Here is a 19,690-nt window from a genome sequence, read left to right as displayed (position 1 = left end):
CATCCCGCAGCGTAAAAAAAGACCGCATCGTTTGCACGACACGGTCGAAGTCTAGGGAGGAAACGCCCAAGGAGGGCATGGACAGGAAAACCTGTCCGAGAACAAATTTATTGTGCGATGCACAAATGTCAATCGATCCCACGCTTTTTTAATTCACTCTGATGTGAAAATGCGTTTCGATGGTCCCGATGTGTGACATTTCAGCAACGCTGATGTCTCTGATAAATCGATAAACCGGCTTGTTTTGGCGGGAAAGTGCCGGCAGACCGGGTTGGCACTCTGCAATGCGGGAGAATCACGTGGACATCAGCATCGATTTCATGCGCCGGATCGCGCAAGCGGCGGCAGCTGAAACCTTGCCGCGTTTCCGCGCACAGGGCGCGGTGGCCAACAAGGAAAAAGGCAGTTTCGACCCGGTCACCGAGGCCGACCGCGAGGCCGAGCGCGCCATCCGGGCGCTGATCTCGGCTGAGTATCCCGATCACGGTATCCTTGGCGAAGAACATGGCAGCGAAAACATCTCCTCAAGGCATGTCTGGGTGATCGATCCGATCGATGGTACCCGCGCCTTCATCTCAGGCCTGCCGGTGTGGGGAACGCTGGTCGGATTGACGGTCGACGGTGACGCCGTCGCCGGTATGATGGCGCAGCCGTTCACCGGCGAGCTGTTCTACGCCAACGCTTCCGGCTCCCACTACGAAGGCCCCGGTGGGCCGCGGAAGCTGTCGACCCGCAAGAGGACGAAGCTTGACGAGGCGACCTTGTTCACCACCACGCCGGCGCTTTTCAAGGGCGAGGCGCGCACCCGCTACGACGCGTTCGAGAAACAGATCCAGCTCGCCCGCTACGGAGCCGATTGCTACGCCTTTGCCATGATCGCGTCCGGCAGCGTCGACATCGTCGCCGATCCCGGATTGAAACCCTACGACATCGTGGCGCTGATCCCGATCATCGAAAAGGCCGGCGGCGTCGTCACCACATTCGAGGGCGGTCCGGCGGAAAAGGGCGGCGACATCCTGGCCGCCGCAACGCCGGAGCTTCACGCGGCTGCAATGGCAGCCTTGCGCGGCTGATAGTCGACCCGATCAGCGCGGCTTGATCGAGCGCTGGAATTCCGCCGGCGTTCGCCCGTAGACCTGCCTGAACGCTGAGCTGAAATGACTGTGGCTGGAGAAGCCGAGGTCCAGGCCGAGCGTGGTCAGATTGTCGTAGCGGCCAAGCAGGTCGAGCGCGCGCGCCAGCCGTAGGCGCAGATGGTAGCGATAGAGCGGCATCGCCTCGACCTGCTGGAAAACCTGCGTGAGATAAACCGGTGATACCCCGACTTCAGCGGCGATCTCGGCCAGCGTCCAGCGCCGCGAAAGATCCGAGGACAGGACGAGCTTGGCGCGATCGACCAGCTTCTGCCGGCCAGCGCTGGCGCCGGCGGCATGCGAGGTGCGCTCGCCGAGGGAGCGCCGCACCAGCGTCAGCGCCAGGGTTTCGGCCTCCAGCGTTTCGGCAATGTTGCGGCTCAGGCTGTGGCGCAGCACCGCCACCAGCGCCTGAGCCCGCGGGTCGATGCGGCGGCGCTGACGACGAAACGCCACGGCGCTGCCCAAGCGCAACTGCTCCTTCGGCGTCAGCTCCTGCAGTTGCGCCTCCTCGACAACGAGATCGAGGCAGGAATCGCCACCCTCGACGGGATGGCTGATCCGGTAGCCTTCGGCGTTGTTGAAGAACAACAACTGGTTGGCTTCGGCGACCGCATCGTTGCGGCCGACATGGCGCACGAAGACGCCGCCATAGGGAAACACAAGATGCGTGGCAGCGGTGCACTCTTCTTCGCTCTTGTGCCGGCATTCGCCGCTGCAGAGGACATCCCTCACCCTGACGGTGCCGGTGTCCAGAAGCGTCTGTACCGTGAACTGCGACATGGTGAGCTGAGACATGGCCGTTGCATTCTACCCTTGCACCGAAAGCTGCTCCGGCACATTTAGGCGATTGGCTTGTCCAAACCTGTCAGGAGACTTCACCTGTCGGGCCCTTCGTAACGGCCATGGCTCAGTCCCACAAACGGCGCGTGTATTCGCAGTGAGCGTCGCTGCGCGACAGACCGATGTCCTTGAGCTGTTCGTCGGTCATTTCGAGCAAGGCAAGGCGGCTTCGGCGCCTTTCCAGTTGACGGCCGATCCAGTTGGCCGCCGCGATGCCTTGTGTCCGCAAGGACCGCCGGAACGTCGCGGTTTGAGTTGTCGGCTGATGTGCGAGGCATTGCGCCGCCGCTGCATGATCGGGGCGCATCGCTCAGGCTTCCCCGTTGCCGGCCACTGATGCGCCGGCCACTGAGGCGCCGGCTTCGTTCAGCGCAATCGCGCATTCCTCGCAGCAGACCTCGACGGTCTTGCCGCCGACCTTGACGCGGATCGGGTTGGCGTCCAGCTGGCAATCGCAGGCAGCGCAGGTTTTCTCGGTCATGACGTCATCCCCTTGGCGTTCAGTATGCGGAGAGATGAGCATTCCGGGGCGGCACCGGCTGTCAGAATCTTTAGCTCTTTGGGTGCTGCCGGCGCTGCTCCTGACAGAAGGCTGTCAGCAGGCGCAAGCTCAAGGCGCCGCAACATGCAGCGCCGGCGGCATCAGGCTGTCGGGTCGTCGTTGCCGGGTATGAAGGCGTCGAAGGCGGCGAGCAACTGCTCGCGATAGACATCGGCCTCCTGCAGGATCTCGTGTTTCGAGCCATCGATCATCAGCAGCGAGCCGAGGCGCAGACGCCTGGCATAGGCTTCCACGGCCTTGGTCGAGACGACCTGATCGGCGCCGGCGGCGATCATCAGCAGCGGCACCTGGATCCTGGCCATGAAGTCGGGCTCACTGATGGCTTCGCCTGCCTTGATTGCCGCCTGCAGCCAGCGGATCGTCGGCCCGCCGAGCGCCAGTTGCGGATAGTGCTCGTAGATTTTCGTGTTGCGCTGATAGCGCCCGGGGTCCGATGTCACCTTGTTGAGGGCGAAGGGCAGGGTTTCCCTGGGACGCGGACCCCAGGCGGCGTAGAGCCGGCCGAGGCCGAGAAAGCACAATATCGAGCAGACGCGGCGCGCCGTTTTTGCCGACACGGGCGAGTCAGGCACCGTCAGGAAAGGCGCAATCAGCACCATGCGACGTACCCGGTTGACCATCGACGGCGCCGCGAGCAGCGCGATCACGGCGCCCATCGAATGGGCGAGGATGTAATACGGGCCGCGGCAGTCGGGCAGCACGATGTCCTCGAAGAACTGTTCGAGGTCGCCGGTGTAATCGTAGAAGGAGCGGACATAGCCGCGTTGCGGGTCGGCGATCAGCCGGTCGGAATCGCCCTGGCCGCGCCAGTCGAGCGTGGCGACGCCGAGGCCGCGGTCGGTCAGGTTGCGGATGGTTTCGAAATATTTCTCGATGCACTCGTTGCGGCCGGGCAGCAGCACGACGGTGCCTTTCAGCGGCCGGGTGACCGCGGCAAACAGGCCGTAGCGGATCTTCTTGCCGTCGCGCGTGGTGAAAAAGCCGCCGGCGACATTTTGCGGCGGCGGATTGCCTGGCGTGGGATGGAAGAGATCCGTCATTAGGCGCTTGCGTCTTCGTGGTGTCTCACCCGGCAGGGCGTCGGCATGGTGATAGACGCCAATGGATGAAAAGCAAAGGGAGGACGCCAAGGGGGCGGACTAACAACAAGCAAGGCCGGAAGCAGCCTGCGGCGGCGTGCTTCCGGCCTCTGTCGATCCGGGAGGAAGGGACGTTACACCCGGTCGGCCTCGTCGCGGCGCTTTCATCCGGCGCCGCCTGGTTCTTTATCCTGGGGGCACTCTAGCGCCGGCCGGCTGAACGGGCGCCGAAGCGGCGGTTCATCTGCCGTTCATCGACGCCTCGATTGGTGCTCTTCAAAAATCCTTGAAATGCACTTTTGCGCTCCCCAAATGTCGGATGCAGCCGCCGATGTCGGGGCTGCTGGTCCACCCGAAACGCCTTTCCAGGGTTTCGCACCGGCCACACGCAAACATGTTGCTCAACAGGAGAACACCTCATGCGTCACGTTGATTTTTCCCCGCTCTATCGCTCGACCGTCGGCTTCGACCGACTGTTCACCATGCTCGACTCGCTGGCCCAGCCCGATGGCGCGCAGACCTATCCGCCCTACAACATCGAGCGCACCGGCGAGGACGCCTATCGCATCTCGATGGCGGTTGCCGGCTTCTCGGACGAAGAGATTTCGATCGAAGCCCACCGCAACGTGCTGACCGTCAAGGGTGAGCGCAAGGAAGAAGGCAATGGCGAAGGCTCCGAGTTGCTCTACCGCGGCATTGCTTCGCGTTCGTTCGAGCGCCGCTTCCAGCTTGCCGACCATGTCGAGGTCGTCGGCGCCACGCTGAAGAACGGCCTGCTTTTCGTCGACCTTAAGCGCAACATCCCCGAGGAGCTGAAGCCGCGCAAGATCGCGATTACCGCCTCTTCGGCCAACGCCAAGCAGATCGAGGCCAAGAACGCCGCGTGATCAAGACGGCGGCGTCACAACGCCCAAGGTTAAAAGCGTCTCCTCCCGAGACGAAAGCGGCGCCGCGTGGCGCCGCTTTTTTCGCCGCAGCCTCTGTCAGGTCCCCAACCGAAGAGTTCTGGCTCTTTTGCGGCGGGCGCCGCCTTCCCATGAAGGGCAATGTCTGATCTCTCGGCTGATTTTTCCCTGGCCCTAACGGCAACCATTGCGGTGACCTTCCTGCTGGCCGGCATCGTCAAGGGCGTTACCGGTATGGGACTGCCGACGTTGGCGATGGGGCTGCTGGGCACAATCATGCCGCCGGTCGCCGCGGCTTCGCTGCTGATCGTGCCGTCCTTCGTCACCAATATCTGGCAGCTGTTTGCCGGCCCGAGCTTCGGCTGGATCCTCAGGCGGCTGTGGCTGATGATGGTCGGCATCGTCGCCGGCACGCTGGCCGGCTCATGGCTGCTGGCCAGCGACAATGTCAAATGGACGACGGCCGGCCTCGGGGCGGCGCTGATCGTCTATGCCGTCTATACGCTGCTGGCGCGGCAGTTGACGGTTCCCGCGTCAGCCGAGCGATGGTCGTCGCCCATCGTCGGTTTCCTTACCGGCCTCGTCACCGGCGGCACCGGCGTGTTCGTCGTGCCCGCTGTACCTTACATTCAGGCGCTGGGCTTGAGCCGTGACGATCTGATCCAGGCGCTCGGCCTGTCCTTCACCGTGTCGACGATCGCGCTCGCTGCCGGCCTTGCCTCGCACGGCGCGTTCCAGGTCGGGCATGTCGCCATGTCGTCGCTGGCGGTTGCGCCGGCCTTGCTCGGCATGTGGCTCGGACAGTTGCTCCGGCAGCGGATCAGCCCGGCGACCTTCCGGCGCTGGTTTCTTATTTTCCTGATCTTGCTTGGCCTCGAGCTTTTGGCGCGGCCTTTCCTTGCTTAGCGACCGGTGCCGGTTGCGAGAACGGCCTCGACGTTTTGCCGGTGGACGGGCTCGTACAGCGCGAAGTACTCGACCGCGCCCGTGGCGAACATGTCGGCGCCGAAGGTTTTCAGATCCTGCTTCGCAAGATCAGGCTCATGCCGGCAGCGAAGCAGTTTTTGAACGTAGGCTTGCGTGGCGGCGATGAGGCCTTTGTCGTAGCCGCCTCGCTCAATCGCTTCGAGCGAGCCGTGATTGGGCAAGATGCGGTCTATCGGCCACCCGCTCATGCGTTCGAGATCGACCAGATGTTGCGCCAGCCGATCCGCCTCGCTGACATAGGTGATTGGATCCTCGAGCGTGTCGCCCGCCAGCAGCAGGCCGTTCCCAGGCATGAACAGCACCGTGCCGTCATGGCTGTGGATTTCGACCTGACGCAGCTCGACGGCGATCGATCCAACGGTGAAGTCAAGACCGCCTTCGAAGGTCCTGTTCGGCAGCACGAGAGGCTTGATCGGTGGAACACTGCTTTCGATCTCCGCCCGGTTGTTCGCGAGCGCCGAGGCGGTGAGCGTGTTGGCGATAATCTCGCAATCCTGAAACACCTCATTGCCGGCAATATGATCGTCATGCCAGTGGCTGAGCACGACTCGGATCGATGTTGCGCCCATGTCTTCGAGCGTCTGCCTGATGAAGCGCGCGTGAGGCAGCGAAATATGCGTGTCGTAGACAAGCGCCTGCGAGCCATCGACCATCGCATAGGTGCAGATGCCGAGGGCATAGGCGCCGTCGTCCAGCCAGTTCGGCTCGTCCGACCAGGCGCGAACGCCGTCAACGCGGCCATCGTAGAAGCCGAGCACGTTTGGCGCCGGGCGAACCAGCCGCATGGTTGAGCCGAGAGGTGGCTTTGTCATTGGCGCGGTCTCGCGGGTTCAGGCGATCATCTGCCCGAAGCGATCGACCTCATCTGAAGTCGTGGCAAAGCTCGTGACGAAGCGATAGAGCAACTCGTCGTCGCCGACATGGCCGTCGAAGCCGTGCGGCCTGTGCCAGTCGTAAAAGGCGGCGCCGAGGGATTGCAGCCTTTCGGCTTCCGCCTTTTTCATCACCGCGAACACCTCGTTGGCCTGCGGCAACCAGGCGAGCTTAGCCGTTGCCGAATCCTCGATCGCAGCCGCCAGGCGCGCGGCCATGGCATTGGCATGACGGGCCATGTCCAGCCACAGGCCGTCCGTGAAGTAGGCGTCGAACTGCGCTGCGATGAAGCGCGACTTGGAGAACAGTTGTGCGGCGCGCTTGCGCAGGAAGGACAGCTCCTTGGCGCGGTCTAGATCGAACAGCACCACCGCTTCGGCGCACCAGCAGCCGTTCTTGGTGCCGCCGAACGAGACGATATCGACGCCGCGCTTCCAGGTCATTTCGGCCGGCGTCGTCTCAAGCGCGACCAATGCGTTGGCAAAACGGGCGCCGTCCATATGCAGCGGCAGGGAAAAGCGTTTGGCGATCTCCGAAATGGTGGAAATGTCGTCGAGCCCGTACACTGTGCCGACTTCGGTCGATTGGGTGATCGAGACGGCCGTCGGGCGTCCCCAATGGACGATTTCGGGTGCGAAACGGGCGACGGCCCGTTCAAGATTGTGCGGGTCGATCTTGCCCAGGGCGCCGTCGACAGCATGGAGACGCGAGCCGCCGCTGAAATATTCCGGCGCGCCGCATTCGTCCTCGATGATGTGCGATTCGCGGTGCGCAAAGGAAATGCCGCCGGGCTTGTTGTAAGCGGCCAGGGACAGCGAGTTGGCCGCCGTGCCGGTAGCGACGAAGAACACCGCGACCTCGCGTTCGAAGATCTCGCTGAAACGCTGGTAGACGGCGCGGTCGAGATCGCCATCGCCATAGGCGGTCGAAAAGCCGCCGGCGTTGGCTGACAGCCCGGCGGCAATGTTGGAATGGACGCCCGCCCAGTTGTCGGATGCAAAGAACATCAGGAAAGTCCCTGTCTGGTTGAGAAAGTCTGGTTGCGACAAGAGCGCGACCATGGCCGTTTCGGGGTTTGACGCGCAAGGGCCAAGGGCTGAAAAAGCGGTAAAGCCAAAGGCGATCACGAAGGAGTGCCGGGACCGAAATTTCGTTTCGACAGCGCCCGACGTAATTTTCTGTCGCCAAACGTCCAAGAATTTGGTGAATCGGTCTTGTGTACGCCCAGGATTTCTGACATAAAAAATTTAGGACAGTAGTGCTGTCTTATTTTGTCGCACAAGTCAGGCTGGATTGGCGTATCATTTGGGCCACTCCGGCCGTTGCCGCGAGCGACGGGTAGACGGCTCGGCTGTGGCCTGTACGATACCGGATACGAACCGGCGGTGCACCGCACGGTCCGCCAAGGATTTCGAAAAGACGTGCCGCAAGATGAGAGCGGAAGCCAGTCGCTTCCCAAGGTAGACCAGCGCCCCAAATGCTAGACGTGCAAGGGGCCGGAACGGAGGACAGGACGATGACGGAACTGACGCCATCTGCGATTATCGGCCAGGCCGCGCAGACGAAAGCGGCAGCCGTTAAAAATACCGTTCTGACCAAAGAAGGCCAGACCACCAACGGCCTGACCACCAATGGCATGGCCGCGCAGGGTCTCTACGATCCGCGCAACGAGCATGACGCGTGCGGCGTCGGCTTCATCGTCAACATGAAGAACGTGAAGTCGCACCAGATCGTCAAGGACGGGCTCTTCGTGCTCGAAAACCTGACGCATCGCGGCGCTGTCGGCGCCGATCCGCTGATGGGCGACGGCGCCGGCGTGCTGGTGCAGATTCCCGATCATTTCTTCCGCGAAGAGATGGCGGCCCAGGGCGTCGAACTGCCGGCGGCAGGCCAATACGGCGTCGGCCACTGGTTCATGCCGCAGGATGCGGCACTGCGCGCCCATATCGAAGAGATCATCGCCGAATCGGCGCAGTCAGAAGGGCTGCCGCTGCTCGGCTTTCGCGACGTGCCGGTCGACAATTCATCGCTGTCGAAGGCGCCCGATATTGCGGCCTCCGAACCGTTCCATCGCCAGGTCTTCATCGGCCGCACATCGGACATTCCAGATGACGAGGAATACGAGGCCAGGCTGTACCTGCTGCGCAAGGTGATTTCCGGCCGCATCTACGCCGAGAACAACAACAAGGATATCGGCGCCTACTGTGTGTCGCTATCGGCGCGTACCATCGTCTACAAGGGCATGTTCCTGGCCTACCAGGTCGGCGCCTATTACAAGGATTTGTCGGATCCGCGTTTCGAGACCGCGCTGATCCTCGTCCACCAGCGCTTCTCGACCAACACCTTCCCGTCATGGAAGCTCGCGCACCCCTACCGCATGGTCGCGCATAATGGCGAGATCAACACGGTGCGCGGCAACAACAACTGGATGGCGGCGCGCCAGGCCTCGGTCGATTCCGAACTGTTCGGCAACAACATCTCCAAGCTGTGGCCGATCTCCTATGACGGCCAGTCCGACACGGCGTGCTTCGACAATGCGCTCGAATTCCTGTTCCAGGGCGGCTACAGCCTCAGCCACGCCATGATGATGCTGATCCCGGAAGCCTGGGCCGGCAACAAGCTGATGGATGCCGATCGCAAGGCTTTCTACGAATACCATGCAGCGCTTATGGAGCCGTGGGACGGGCCGGCCGCGGTCGCCTTCACCGACGGCCGCCAGATCGGCGCCACGCTCGACCGCAACGGGCTGCGGCCGGCGCGCTACATCGTCACCGACGACGACCGCGTCATCATGGCGTCAGAGGCCGGCGTGCTGCCGGTGCCGGAGGAGAGGATCGTCAAGAAGTGGCGGCTGCAGCCCGGCCGCATGCTTTTGATCGACCTCGCCAAGGGCCGCATCATTTCCGACGAGGAGATCAAGTCGGAGATCGCCACCAGGCATCCCTACAAGACTTGGCTCAACAACACGCAGCTGATCCTCGAGGATCTGAAGCCGGTCGAGCCGCGCGCGCTGCGCAAGGATGTCAGCCTGCTCGATCGCCAGCAGGCTTTCGGCTACACGCAGGAAGACACCAAGCTGTTGATGTCGCCGATGGCGACCACCGGCCAGGAAGCCGTGGGTTCGATGGGCACCGACACGCCGATCTCGGCGATGTCGGACAAGTCGAAGCTGCTCTACACCTATTTCAAACAGAATTTCGCCCAGGTCACCAACCCGCCGATCGACCCGATCCGCGAGGAGCTGGTGATGAGCCTGGTGTCGTTCATCGGGCCGCGGCCGAACATCTTCGACCTGGTCGGCAATTCGCGCCGCAAGCGGCTCGAAGTGCGCCAGCCGATCCTGACCAATGGCGATCTGGAAAAGATCCGCTCGATCGGCCACACCGAGGACCGTTTCGACACCAAGACCATCGACGTCACCTACGGGTCGAGCGAGGGCGCTGCCGGCATGCAGGGCGCGGTCGAACGTCTGTGCGAGCGGGCGGAAGCCGCTGTCGCCGGCGGCTATAACATCATCATCCTGTCCGACCGCCAGGTCGGTCCCGACCGTATCGCCATTCCGGCACTGCTGGCGACGGCTGCCGTGCACCACCATCTGATCCGCAAGGGTCTGCGCACCGCGGTCGGCCTGGTCGTGGAATCCGGCGAGCCGCGCGAAGTGCATCATTTCTGCTGTCTCGCCGGCTACGGCGCCGAGGCGATCAACCCCTACCTTGCCTTCGATACGCTGCTCGACATGCACAAGCGTGGCGAACTGCCGGCTGAGGTTGACGCCTACGAGGTGGTCTCGCGCTACATCAAGTCGATCGGCAAGGGCATCCTCAAGGTGATGTCGAAGATGGGCATCTCCACCTATCAGTCCTATTGCGGCGCGCAGATATTCGACGCCATCGGGCTGAAGTCGGATTTCGTCGAGAAGTACTTCACCGGCACAGCGACGCTGATCGAAGGTGTCGGCCTTGACGAGGTCGCGGCCGAGACGCTCAGCCGCCACACCGACGGTTTCGGCAACGATCCGGTGCTGCGCAACAGCCTCGAGGTCGGCGGCGAGTACATGTACCGCATGCGCGGCGAAGCCCATATGTGGTCGCCCGACGCCGTCGCCACCTTGCAGCACGCCGTGCGTCAGGGCTCGTGGGAGACGTTCAAGGAGTATTCCGCGCAGATCGACAGCGAGACGGCCCGTGCTCAGACCATACGCGGCCTGTTCAGGATCAAGCTTGCGGAAGAGACCGGCCGCAAGAAGGTGGCGATAGAGGACGTGATGTCGGCGGCCGATATCGTAAAGCGCTTCTCGACCGGGGCGATGTCGTTCGGCTCGATCTCGCGCGAGGCACACACGACGCTGGCGCGCGCCATGAACCAGATCGGCGGCAAGTCGAACACCGGCGAGGGCGGCGAAGAGGCCGACCGCTATCTGCCGCTGCCCGGCGGCGGCAAGAACCCCGAACGTTCAGCGATCAAGCAGGTCGCCTCGGGGCGGTTTGGCGTCACCGCCGAGTATCTCGTCAATTCCGATGTCATGCAGATCAAGGTCGCGCAGGGCGCCAAGCCCGGTGAGGGCGGCCAGCTGCCCGGCCACAAGGTAGACGCCACCATCGCCAAGGTCCGGCACTCGACGCCCGGCGTCGGCCTGATCTCGCCGCCGCCGCATCACGACATCTATTCGATCGAGGATCTGGCGCAACTGATCTACGATCTGAAGAACGTCAACCCGGCGGCCGACGTCTCGGTAAAGCTGGTGTCGGAAGTCGGTGTCGGTACGGTTGCGGCGGGCGTCGCCAAGGCGCGCGCCGACCACATCACCATCTCCGGCTATGATGGCGGCACCGGCGCGTCGCCGCTGACCTCGCTCAAGCATGCCGGCAGTCCATGGGAAATGGGCCTTGCCGAGACGCACCAGACGCTGGTGCTGAACGGGCTGCGCTCGCGCGTTGCACTGCAGGTCGATGGCGGCTTGCGCACGGGGCGCGACGTCATCATCGGTGCGCTGCTCGGTGCCGACGAGTTCGGCTTCTCGACCGCGCCGCTGATCGCGGCCGGCTGCATCATGATGCGCAAGTGCCACTTGAACACCTGCCCGGTCGGCGTCGCGACGCAGGACCCGGTTCTGCGCAAGCGTTTCAAGGGCACGCCCGAGCATGTCATCAACTTCTTCTTCTATGTTGCGGAAGAGGTGAGGGGGCTGCTGGCCGAGATGGGCTACACCCATATCGACCAGATCATCGGCGACAGCGACCTGCTGGAGAAGCGCGAGATGATCCAGCATTGGAAGGCGCGTGGGCTCGATTTCGGCAAGATGTTCTTCAAGCCGGACGCGCCGCATGAGGCGGTGCACTGGACCGAACGGCAGAAACACCCGATCGACGATGTACTCGATCGCAAGCTGATCGAACTGGCGAAGCCCGCGCTCGAAAGCAAGCAGCCGGTCAAGATCGAGGTCGACATCCGCAATGTCGATCGCTCCACGGGCGCCATGCTGTCGGGCGAAGTCGCCAAGCGCTTCAGGCACAAGGGCCTGCGCGAGGACACGATCCAGGTGAAGCTGACCGGCACCGCCGGCCAGTCGTTCGGCGCCTTCCTGGCGCGCGGCATCTCGTTCGATCTCGTCGGTGCGGCCAACGACTATGTCGGCAAGGGCCTGTCGGGCGGACGCATCGTCATCCGGCCGCCGGAGGAGTCCAGGATCGTCGCGGCGGAATCGATCATCGTCGGCAACACCGTCCTCTATGGCGCGACCGAGGGCGAGGCCTATTTCGCAGGTGTCGCCGGCGAGCGCTTCGCGGTGCGCAATTCGGGCGTCGCCGCCGTCGTTGAAGGCGTCGGCGATCATGGCTGCGAATACATGACCGGCGGCATCGTCGTCGTCATCGGCCAGACCGGTCGCAACTTCGCTGCCGGCATGTCGGGCGGCGTGGCCTATGTTCTGGATGAGGCCGGCGATTTCGCCGCGCGCTGCAACATGGCGATGGTCGAGCTGGAGCCGGTTCCGGAAGAAGACGATCTGATGGAAAGGCTGCTGCATCATGGCGGTGACCTCGACCACAAGGGTCGCGTCGACGTCTCGGGCGACATGACCACCCATGACGAGGAACGGCTTTACCAGCTTATCTCGAACCACGTCCATTTCACCGGTTCGGTACGCGGCCGCGAGATACTCGACGACTGGACGACCTTCCGGCCGAAATTCCGCAAGATCATGCCGGTCGAATACCGCCGCGCGCTGATCGAGATGGAACGCATGCGCATGGGCGTGGCGGCGGAATAGGTTTTTCGACTTGCCGGGAGGCGCAGGCTTCCCGGCGGAACTTTCAGCGACAGTTTGACCTCGGACGCAAGGTTGCCACGGCTGCCTCAAGGGGTTAACGGGTGCGAAAACCGCACCATCTGGACAGCAGGAACTGGACTATGGGCAAGGTAACAGGCTTTCTCGAAATCGACCGGCAGGTGCACAAGTACCAGCCGGCCTCCGACCGCATCCGGCATTTTCGTGAATTCACGCTGCCGATGTCGGACAAGGAGGTCGAGAAACAGGCGGCGCGCTGCATGGATTGCGGCATCCCGTTCTGCCACGGGCCGACCGGTTGCCCGATCCACAACCAGATCCCGGACTGGAACGACCTCGTCTACAATGGCGACTGGGACAATGCGATCCGCAACCTGCATTCGACCAACAATTTCCCCGAGTTCACCGGCCGCATCTGCCCCGCGCCCTGCGAGGAAGCCTGCACGCTGAACCTCGAGGACATTCCGGTTGCCATCAAGACTGTCGAACAGGCAATCGCCGACAAGGCTTATGAAACCGGCCATATCCGGCCTTATCCGCCAGAGAAGAAGACGGGCAAGCGGGTCGCTGTCATCGGCTCCGGCCCGGCAGGGATGGCGGCGGCGCAGCAGCTTGGCCGCGCCGGCCACGAGGTCAGCGTTTATGAGCGTGAGAGCCGTCCCGGCGGGCTGATGCGCTACGGCATTCCCGACTTCAAGATCGAGAAGCACTATATCGACCGCCGCATCGAGCAGATGCAGGGCGAGGGCGTGACCTTCCATTGCGGCGTCAATGTCGGCGTCGACAAGCCGGTGGCAGAGTTGCTCGCCGGATACGATGCGGTGCTCTATTGCGGCGGTTCGGAATCGCCGCGTCCGGCCAACATTCCGGGCGACGATCTCGGCGGCGTCTATGACGCCATGCCCTATCTGGTGCAGCAGAACCGTCGCGTCGGCGGCGAGCCGATCCAGTCGGTGGCCTGGCCGTCGCATCCGATCATCGCCGGCGGCCAGCATGTCGTCGTCGTCGGCGGCGGCGATACCGCGTCCGACTGCGTCGGCACCGCCTTCCGCCAGGGCGCGGTGCGCGTCACCCAGCTCGACATCCGCCCGCAGCCGCCGGAGAAGGAAGACAAGCTTTCGGTCTGGCCTTACTGGGCGACCAAGATGCGCACCTCGTCCTCACAGGCCGAAGGTGCGGAGCGCGAATTCCAGGTGGCGACGCTCGAATTCATCGGCGAGGACGGCCAACTGACCGGCGTCAAATGCTGCGAAGTCGACGAGAAGCGCAAGCCGATCGCCGGCACCGAATTCGTCATCCGTGCAGACCTCGCCTTCATCGCCATCGGCTTTGCCGGACCGGCTGCCGCCGGCGTCGCGAAAGAGCTGGACGGTGAGATGAAAATCACCACGGACAGCCGCCGTTCCCGCAATGTCGAAGCCAACGATCGCGACTACAAGACCAGCGTCGACAAGCTCTACGCCGCAGGTGATGTGCGCCGCGGCCAGTCGCTGGTTGTGTGGGCGATCCGCGAAGGCCGCCAGGCCGCGCGCTCGATCGATGAAGCGCTGATGGGGTCGACGGTACTCCCCCGTTAACGGTTGATCGCCGTCGTCGTATCCGTCGCGGCAGCGGCCTTGGGCGGCCACGAGAAGTCGTCGGCGCGGCCGGGCGAGGCCTCGGGCGCCTTGCCTTCGAGGATTAGTTTTTCGCCGGGCAGATCCGGATTGGCTTTCGGCGCCGCCGCCGCACCGAGAAGTTCGGTACCGCCGTCGAGCGCCGGATCATTGAGCAGCATTGGAACGGTGCGGTCGACCACGATCGGGGCGGCGGGCAGCGACGGCGCCTCGACCGGGGCGCCGGCCGGTGCGGCAGCCGTCACCACGCTTCCCGGCGCTGCCAGGCCGAGGATCTTGGCCAGCGGCTTTTCGGTGTAGAAGGCGAGCTTTCGCTTGCCGGCTTTCGAGACGTTGATGCCGTCGTCGGAGCGCAGCCGCACGGCCTGGCCGTTAATGTCGGGGCCGGTCGAGACAAAGGCGCCGTTCTCGTCGACGAACCCATCCCAGACATCGACGAATTCGCCGCCGTTCTTCTCGGCAGCCGAGTGGTAGATGTCGTTGAATGCCAGCATGTCGGAGGTCATCTTCGGCGTCTTGAAGGCTGGCATGCCGACCCACAGATAAGGCACCTTGGTCGCCGCCAGTGCCTTTCCCAAGGCTTCGGTCCGGCGTTCGTATTCCTTGGTCCAGTTCTCGGAGCGCGGCTGCTCGCGCACATCGTTGACGCGCATCTGCTGGCGGTCGTTGGAGCCGAGCATGACGACGACCACGGAGGGTTTTTCGGTCTCGACCAGCGATTTGACCTGTTCGGGCCAGTTGTAGACATCATCGCGCACGAAACCCGAAGAACCGTTGGCGCGCTCGACGATCCTGACGTTGGCATTGTCGGCAAAGGCTGTTTCGAGGCCTTCGGCCAGGCCGTTGGCCATGAAATCGCCGATCACCAGAACGACGCGGGCATCCGGTGTCTTCTCGACAATCGGAGCGGAAGGTTCAACGGGTGCACGGGGCTTCCTCTTGACCTTCGGCTTTGCCTTGCGGACGTCGAGCGGCGGCTCGATGCGTTCGCTGCGGCGCGGGAACAGAAGGTCGCGCAGCGACCAGCCGCGGTTCTGCGGTTGTTCCTGCGCCAAAGCCGGTGTGTGGAAAGTGCCGGCGACCCCCGTCGCCAGGACGACGATGGCCAGAACGAGGATCGGCAAGCGGAAAACGATCACACGGATACGCGCTGCCGAAACCAAGCACCCTCTCCATCCCTTGGTGCATGGCCCTCGCAGGGGATCATGCACAGACCGATGCTACGGCATCCCTTGCGTCGCAAATGCAAGCTGCCGTCGCCGGCTCTATTTCTTTCTGAGCCATTTGAGCACTTCCATGCTCGGATACCCGTCCTGGGTCAAGCCGACCGTTGCCTGATAGGTCATGATGGCGGTTTTCGTGCCGTCACCGATCTTGCCGTCGAACTTGCCGTCGTAAAGTCCGTGCTGCGAAAGCCGCTTCTGCAACTCCTGCCTTTCCTCGAAGGACAGTTTGGTGAAGGGCCGCTTCCAGTCCTGCACCAGACCGTTAGAGCCGGCGATTTCGTCGGCAAGAAGGCCGACGGCCAAGGCATATTTGTCGGCGTTGTTGTAGGCCTTGATGACGGAGAAGTTCTTGATCATCAGGAATGCCGGTCCGCCGCGGCCGTCCGGCACTTTCAGCGTCGCCTTGTCGGTTGCGTTCTTGAAAGGCTTGCCATTGGCCCTGGCCACGCCGAGGGCCTGCCACTGCGCCAATGTCTTCGAGCCGGCAGGCAGTTTGCCCGCTGGAATGGTAACCTCGTAGCCCCAGGTCTTGCCGCCCTGCCAGCCATTCTTCTTCAGCAGATTGGCTGATGTCGCCAACGCATCGGGGATCGAATTCCAGATGTCGCGCTTGCCGTTGCCGTCCATGTCGACGGCATAATGCTGGTAGCTGGTCGGGATGAACTGGGTCTGGCCCATGGCGCCGGCCCAGGAGCCCATCAGGTGGCTTTCGTCGATGTCGCCGGTCTGCAGGATTTTCAGCGCGGCGACCAATTGGGTGCGGGCGAATTTCGAACGCTTCGGGTCGCCATAGGCGAGGGTTGCCAGCGAGCGGATGACATTGCGCATGATGTCGTCGCGCTTGAGGATCTCGCCATAATTCGATTCCATCGACCAGATGGCGAGCAGGATGTAGCGGTCGACGCCGAACCTCGCCTCGATCCGTTCCAGCCACGGCTTCCATTTCCTGGCCATCTGCTGGCCGACGGCAACGGACTGGTCGTGGACGCGGTTGTCGAAATAGTCCCAGGCAGGTGCGGTGAATTCGGGCTGGGTGCGTGCCTTTTCCAGCACCACCGGGTCGGGTTCATTGATGCCCCGGAACGCCCGGTCGTAGACCGCGCCGGAAACGCCGCCCGCCACGGCGGTGGCGCGGAAGCCGGCGACCCATTGCCGAAACCCGGCATCGGCGAAGGCCGGTCCGGCCGGCATCAGCAAGGCGAGCGAGAGGCTGGCCGCCGTCAGCACGCTGGTAAAGAGTTTTGCGGCACTGCGAACGGACATATTTTCCCCTTTCTCTATCTCAGGAAAGACCATTCATCGCCGAACCGGGTTAGCAATTGGTTTACCATAGGCGGCGCCTGGAACGAAAAGACACCTGGATGCTTTACCGGTTGATGTTTCCCTCAATGGCCCGATAATCCACAATTCCGGCGCGAAAATGTCGCGAGGCGGGATTGCCGGGCACGCCCTCAAACGGATAATTGACGCATGAAGCGAGTTCGCAAGGCAGTTTTCCCGGTCGCCGGTCTCGGCACACGGTTTCTCCCGGCCACCAAGGCCATTCCCAAGGAGATGCTGACCGTCGTCGACCGGCCGGTCATCCAGTATGTCGTCGATGAGGCGCGCGAGGCCGGCATCGAACATTTCATCTTCGTCACCGGCCGCAACAAGGCGGTCATAGAAGACCATTTCGATATCCAGTTCGAGCTCTATGATACGCTGGCACAGCGCGGCAAGGACGATCAGCTGGCCCGCTTGCAGCGGCTGCAGCCGGCGCCGGGGCAGACCTCGTTCACCCGCCAGCAGGTGCCGATGGGGCTCGGCCACGCCGTCTGGTGCGCCCGCGAACTGGTCGGCGATGAACCCTTCGCGCTGTTGCTGCCCGACATGATCATGCAGTCGGAGAAGAGCTGCACGAAGGCCATGGTCGAGCTCTACGAGGAGACGGGCAACAACATCATCGCCGTACAGGAATGCGATCCGGCCGAGACCCACAAATATGGCATTGTCGGCCGCGGCGAGGACACGCATCACGGCTTCCGCATCACCGAGATGGTCGAAAAGCCGAAGACCGGCACCGCGCCGTCCAATCTCTACATCAACGGCCGCTACATCCTGCAGCCCGAGATTTTCAAGATCCTCGAAAGCCAGGAAAAGGGCGCCGGCAACGAGATCCAGCTCACCGACGCGATGCTGAAGCTGGAAAAGCAGCAGCCCTTCTTTGGCTACCACTTTCAGGGCCGCACCTTCGATTGCGGCTCGCCGGAAGGCTTCGTCGAGGCCAATGTCGCCTTCGCGCTGTGGCGCAGCGACATGAACGAGAACATGGCCGGCGTCATCCGCACGCTGCTCGATGAGATGAAGCCGTCCGAGCGTCGCGGCGCTGCTTTTTAGCTACCGCTGCAGCTTCAGCCCCAAATAGATGCTGTTGGCGGTGTAGTTGCGCCCGGGCAGATTGCTGGTCAGCTTTTCGGTGCGGGCGCGGCTGGTGAGACCGACGTAACGGTTCAGCCACCAGGTCAGCCCGGCCTCTGCACTTAGCGTCATGTCATGGCCGTCGGAGCCGGTGTAATTGCGCCAGTCGAGCCCAAGGGCTGCGTTGCCGGTCAGGTCGGCGCGGATCTGCCGCTCGCCGGTGAGGCGGCCGGAATAGAGGATGTCGCCGCTCTCACCGGCATTCGTTGTGCCTTCGACCGTGGTTTGCCCGGTGAGGCCGATGATGGTACCGCGCTCGGGCGACCATTTGAGGTCGGCATTGATGGTGGCTCCCGAAATCGCCTCCAGGTTCTTGTCGTCGATCGCCTCCCTCAGCCAGCCGGCCGAGAACTCACCCTTGAGCTTCTCGCCCATGTCGACTTCGATACCGGCGCGTGCGCCAAGCCGGATCGAGGAGCGCTCGAAGCCCTTGTTGTCGATCCGTTGGTCATATACCCGGCGGCCGAGCTCAATCTCGGCAAAGGGCGTCAGAGCCGGGGAAATTTCATAGCCGGTCCGCAACGTTGCGGTGTAGAGCGTGTTGTCCTGGTCCTTCTGCGACAACGAGGTGCCATCGGTAAGTTCGGCATCGCCATAGATGTCGTGGGAGACGGCGCCGGTCAGCGCAAAGCGCATCTTGCCGACGTCCTTCTCGACGCCGAGGCTGCCGTCGACCGTCTGGCGGATCGGCTGCGATTTGACGCCGGCAATGGCGTCGGGCGCGGAGGCCGATTCCGGCGCAATCTCGTAGCCGAGCTTGGCGATGGCGCGCAGTTCGTTGTCGAGGTCGACATTGTACGTGCCTTGGATACGGCCGCGTGCCTCATTGATCTTCTGGCCCGAAATGGTGTTGCGGAAATTGCCGTAGCCGTCGATGACCGCCGAATTCTCGCGCCAATCGGAGGCGGCGGAGAAACGTAGCGCCGTTTCGGACAGCACCGCCGACTTGCCGCCAGCGCTGGAATCGGCGTTCGACGTGACGGCAACGCCCTGCTCGAGCGTCGGCCGCAGCAGGAACGAGCCGACCTTGATGCCGGTTGCCGCGTACGGGTCGTCCTCGAGCTTCTTCTTCTGGCCCTCGATGGCGTCGGTGCGTTCGGCTCCAGGGTGTCGGTCGACGCCGTCGACGGTGAGGACACGGCGGTTGGCTGTGTCCTGATCGGCGTCGCCTGCCGCAGTGCCGTCCGGAGTCGCGGCGGTGGTGGTCTGGTCCGTGGCTTTGCCAGGCTTCTTCTTGTCGGCGGCCTTGGTTTTGTCCTTGGCCTTGTCTGCATCCGCGGCGGCGCGTTGCTTTGCCGTCGACGGACGGCGTGGCTGGACAGTTGGCGGCTTGTCGGCGAACGAATCGTCGATGGTCGCCGGCGGGTCGAAAATGCTGTTTGCGCCGGCCTGTGACGGGTCGGTGTCGTCAGGCAAGGCGCCATCGCTGGCCGGCACATAAGCGGTTGGCGTGTTTCCCGTGGGGGCGGTGTCGGCAGGGGCGGGCTTGACCTGCGTGTTGGCCTTGCTCAATTGCCTGGCCCGGCGCTGCTGGTCGGACAGGATCGCCGATTCCGAAACCTCGCCGCGCAGCTCGGTCTCCTGGGCATGAAGCGCAGTTGGCCGCAGCAAAGCGAGCACGCTCGTCGCCAGAAGCAGAGCGCAAAAGGCTCTGCCCGTTCGACCTTTTTTCTCTTGAGGCTGGGCCCGCGACATCGTCACCACTGCTTGCGCGGCGCAAGCG

The 19,690-nt window shown here is 63.2% G+C and carries 15 protein-coding genes; 6 read left to right on the top strand and 9 right to left on the bottom strand.

The features are described 5' to 3' along the window. The first annotated feature begins 299 nt into the window (after positions 1-299). Complete coding sequence (hisN, locus tag NKH38_RS02185; protein WP_023671197.1) at positions 300-1,073, top strand: histidinol-phosphatase; 774 nt, start codon at positions 300-302, stop codon at positions 1,071-1,073. 12 nt (positions 1,074-1,085) lie between these two features. Here hisN and NKH38_RS02180 read toward each other — a convergent pair whose 3' ends face one another. The 4 genes from NKH38_RS02180 to NKH38_RS02165 form a co-directional block, all read right to left on the bottom strand. Then, positions 1,086-1,916, bottom strand: a complete 831-nt coding sequence (locus NKH38_RS02180) for a helix-turn-helix domain-containing protein (RefSeq protein ID WP_352759282.1) — start codon at positions 1,914-1,916, stop codon at positions 1,086-1,088. Positions 1,917-2,043: 127 nt separating this feature from the next. Continuing rightward, a complete protein-coding gene (locus NKH38_RS02175; protein ID WP_352758785.1) occupies positions 2,044-2,283 on the bottom strand; it encodes a DUF1127 domain-containing protein in 240 nt (79 codons plus the stop codon). A 3-nt stretch (positions 2,284-2,286) separates the two neighbouring features. Continuing rightward, entirely contained in the window at positions 2,287-2,457 is a 171-nt protein-coding gene (locus tag NKH38_RS02170; protein ID WP_023683236.1) for a hypothetical protein, read from the bottom strand. 161 nt (positions 2,458-2,618) lie between these two features. Continuing rightward, the gene (locus tag NKH38_RS02165; RefSeq protein WP_023691769.1) at positions 2,619-3,578 is read right to left on the bottom strand and encodes an alpha/beta fold hydrolase; all 960 of its coding nucleotides are present in this window, start codon (positions 3,576-3,578) and stop codon (positions 2,619-2,621) included. Between the two features lie 458 nt (positions 3,579-4,036). Between NKH38_RS02165 and NKH38_RS02160 the strand changes: the two genes are divergently transcribed. Then, positions 4,037-4,504: an Hsp20 family protein gene (locus tag NKH38_RS02160; protein ID WP_023671202.1), complete on the top strand. Its 468-nt coding sequence runs from the start codon at positions 4,037-4,039 to the stop codon at positions 4,502-4,504. Between the two features lie 159 nt (positions 4,505-4,663). Next, positions 4,664-5,428 carry a sulfite exporter TauE/SafE family protein gene (locus NKH38_RS02155; protein ID WP_352443490.1) on the top strand — a complete coding sequence of 255 codons (765 nt, stop codon included), beginning with the start codon at positions 4,664-4,666 and terminating at the stop codon, positions 5,426-5,428. Here the strand turns inward: NKH38_RS02155 and NKH38_RS02150 are convergent. Continuing rightward, positions 5,425-6,321: an MBL fold metallo-hydrolase gene (locus NKH38_RS02150; RefSeq protein ID WP_352904328.1), complete on the bottom strand. Its 897-nt coding sequence runs from the start codon at positions 6,319-6,321 to the stop codon at positions 5,425-5,427. The genes NKH38_RS02155 and NKH38_RS02150 overlap by 4 nt on opposite strands. 18 nt (positions 6,322-6,339) lie before the next feature. Beyond that, a complete protein-coding gene (locus NKH38_RS02145) occupies positions 6,340-7,389 on the bottom strand; it encodes a threonine aldolase family protein (RefSeq protein ID WP_023728416.1) in 1,050 nt (349 codons plus the stop codon). Positions 7,390-7,898: 509 nt separating this feature from the next. On the opposite strand from NKH38_RS02145, the gene gltB reads away from it, so the two are divergent. Then, complete coding sequence (gltB, locus tag NKH38_RS02140; protein ID WP_352758777.1) at positions 7,899-12,650, top strand: glutamate synthase large subunit; 4,752 nt, start codon at positions 7,899-7,901, stop codon at positions 12,648-12,650. A gap of 140 nt (positions 12,651-12,790) precedes the next feature. Next, a complete protein-coding gene (locus NKH38_RS02135; protein ID WP_023671207.1) occupies positions 12,791-14,245 on the top strand; it encodes a glutamate synthase subunit beta in 1,455 nt (484 codons plus the stop codon). On the opposite strand, the gene NKH38_RS02130 is transcribed toward NKH38_RS02135, so the two are convergent. Further along, positions 14,242-15,447 carry an SGNH/GDSL hydrolase family protein gene (locus tag NKH38_RS02130; RefSeq protein ID WP_352758774.1) on the bottom strand — a complete coding sequence of 402 codons (1,206 nt, stop codon included), beginning with the start codon at positions 15,445-15,447 and terminating at the stop codon, positions 14,242-14,244. The genes NKH38_RS02135 and NKH38_RS02130 overlap by 4 nt on opposite strands. Before the next feature lie 102 nt (positions 15,448-15,549). Next, entirely contained in the window at positions 15,550-16,773 is a 1,224-nt protein-coding gene (locus NKH38_RS02125) for a lytic murein transglycosylase (RefSeq protein WP_023714036.1), read from the bottom strand. Between the two features lie 207 nt (positions 16,774-16,980). Here NKH38_RS02125 and galU point away from each other — a divergent pair, with 207 nt between their 5' ends. Then, positions 16,981-17,886, top strand: coding sequence for a UTP--glucose-1-phosphate uridylyltransferase GalU (gene galU / locus NKH38_RS02120; RefSeq protein ID WP_023671956.1), 906 nt, complete (start codon positions 16,981-16,983; stop codon positions 17,884-17,886). Here the strand turns inward: galU and NKH38_RS02115 are convergent, their stop codons facing one another. Then, positions 17,887-19,662, bottom strand: a complete 1,776-nt coding sequence (locus NKH38_RS02115; protein WP_352758770.1) for an outer membrane beta-barrel protein — start codon at positions 19,660-19,662, stop codon at positions 17,887-17,889. Between the last annotated feature and the right edge of the window lie 28 nt (positions 19,663-19,690).

The sequence above is a fragment of the Mesorhizobium sp. M1078 genome, from assembly GCF_040318615.1.
GTDB lineage: Bacteria > Pseudomonadota > Alphaproteobacteria > Rhizobiales > Rhizobiaceae > Mesorhizobium.
This window is presented reverse-complemented; position numbering and strand designations above follow the sequence as displayed.

Excerpts from the sequence above, each read along its gene's own strand:
- NKH38_RS02175 (WP_352758785.1), bottom strand. The coding sequence starts at position 2,283 with ATGCGCCCCGATCATGCAGCGGCGGCGCAATGCCTCGCACATCAGCCG.
- NKH38_RS02155 (WP_352443490.1), top strand. The coding sequence starts at position 4,664 with ATGTCTGATCTCTCGGCTGATTTTTCCCTGGCCCTAACGGCAACCATT.
- galU (WP_023671956.1), top strand. The coding sequence starts at position 16,981 with ATGAAGCGAGTTCGCAAGGCAGTTTTCCCGGTCGCCGGTCTCGGCACA.
- NKH38_RS02135 (WP_023671207.1), top strand. The coding sequence starts at position 12,791 with ATGGGCAAGGTAACAGGCTTTCTCGAAATCGACCGGCAGGTGCACAAG.
- gltB (WP_352758777.1), top strand. The coding sequence starts at position 7,899 with ATGACGGAACTGACGCCATCTGCGATTATCGGCCAGGCCGCGCAGACG.
- NKH38_RS02165 (WP_023691769.1), bottom strand. The coding sequence starts at position 3,578 with ATGACGGATCTCTTCCATCCCACGCCAGGCAATCCGCCGCCGCAAAAT.
- NKH38_RS02145 (WP_023728416.1), bottom strand. The coding sequence starts at position 7,389 with ATGTTCTTTGCATCCGACAACTGGGCGGGCGTCCATTCCAACATTGCC.
- NKH38_RS02125 (WP_023714036.1), bottom strand. The coding sequence starts at position 16,773 with ATGTCCGTTCGCAGTGCCGCAAAACTCTTTACCAGCGTGCTGACGGCG.
- NKH38_RS02160 (WP_023671202.1), top strand. The coding sequence starts at position 4,037 with ATGCGTCACGTTGATTTTTCCCCGCTCTATCGCTCGACCGTCGGCTTC.
- NKH38_RS02150 (WP_352904328.1), bottom strand. The coding sequence starts at position 6,321 with ATGACAAAGCCACCTCTCGGCTCAACCATGCGGCTGGTTCGCCCGGCG.
- NKH38_RS02170 (WP_023683236.1), bottom strand. The coding sequence starts at position 2,457 with ATGACCGAGAAAACCTGCGCTGCCTGCGATTGCCAGCTGGACGCCAAC.
- NKH38_RS02180 (WP_352759282.1), bottom strand. The coding sequence starts at position 1,916 with ATGTCGCAGTTCACGGTACAGACGCTTCTGGACACCGGCACCGTCAGG.
- NKH38_RS02115 (WP_352758770.1), bottom strand. The coding sequence starts at position 19,662 with ATGTCGCGGGCCCAGCCTCAAGAGAAAAAAGGTCGAACGGGCAGAGCC.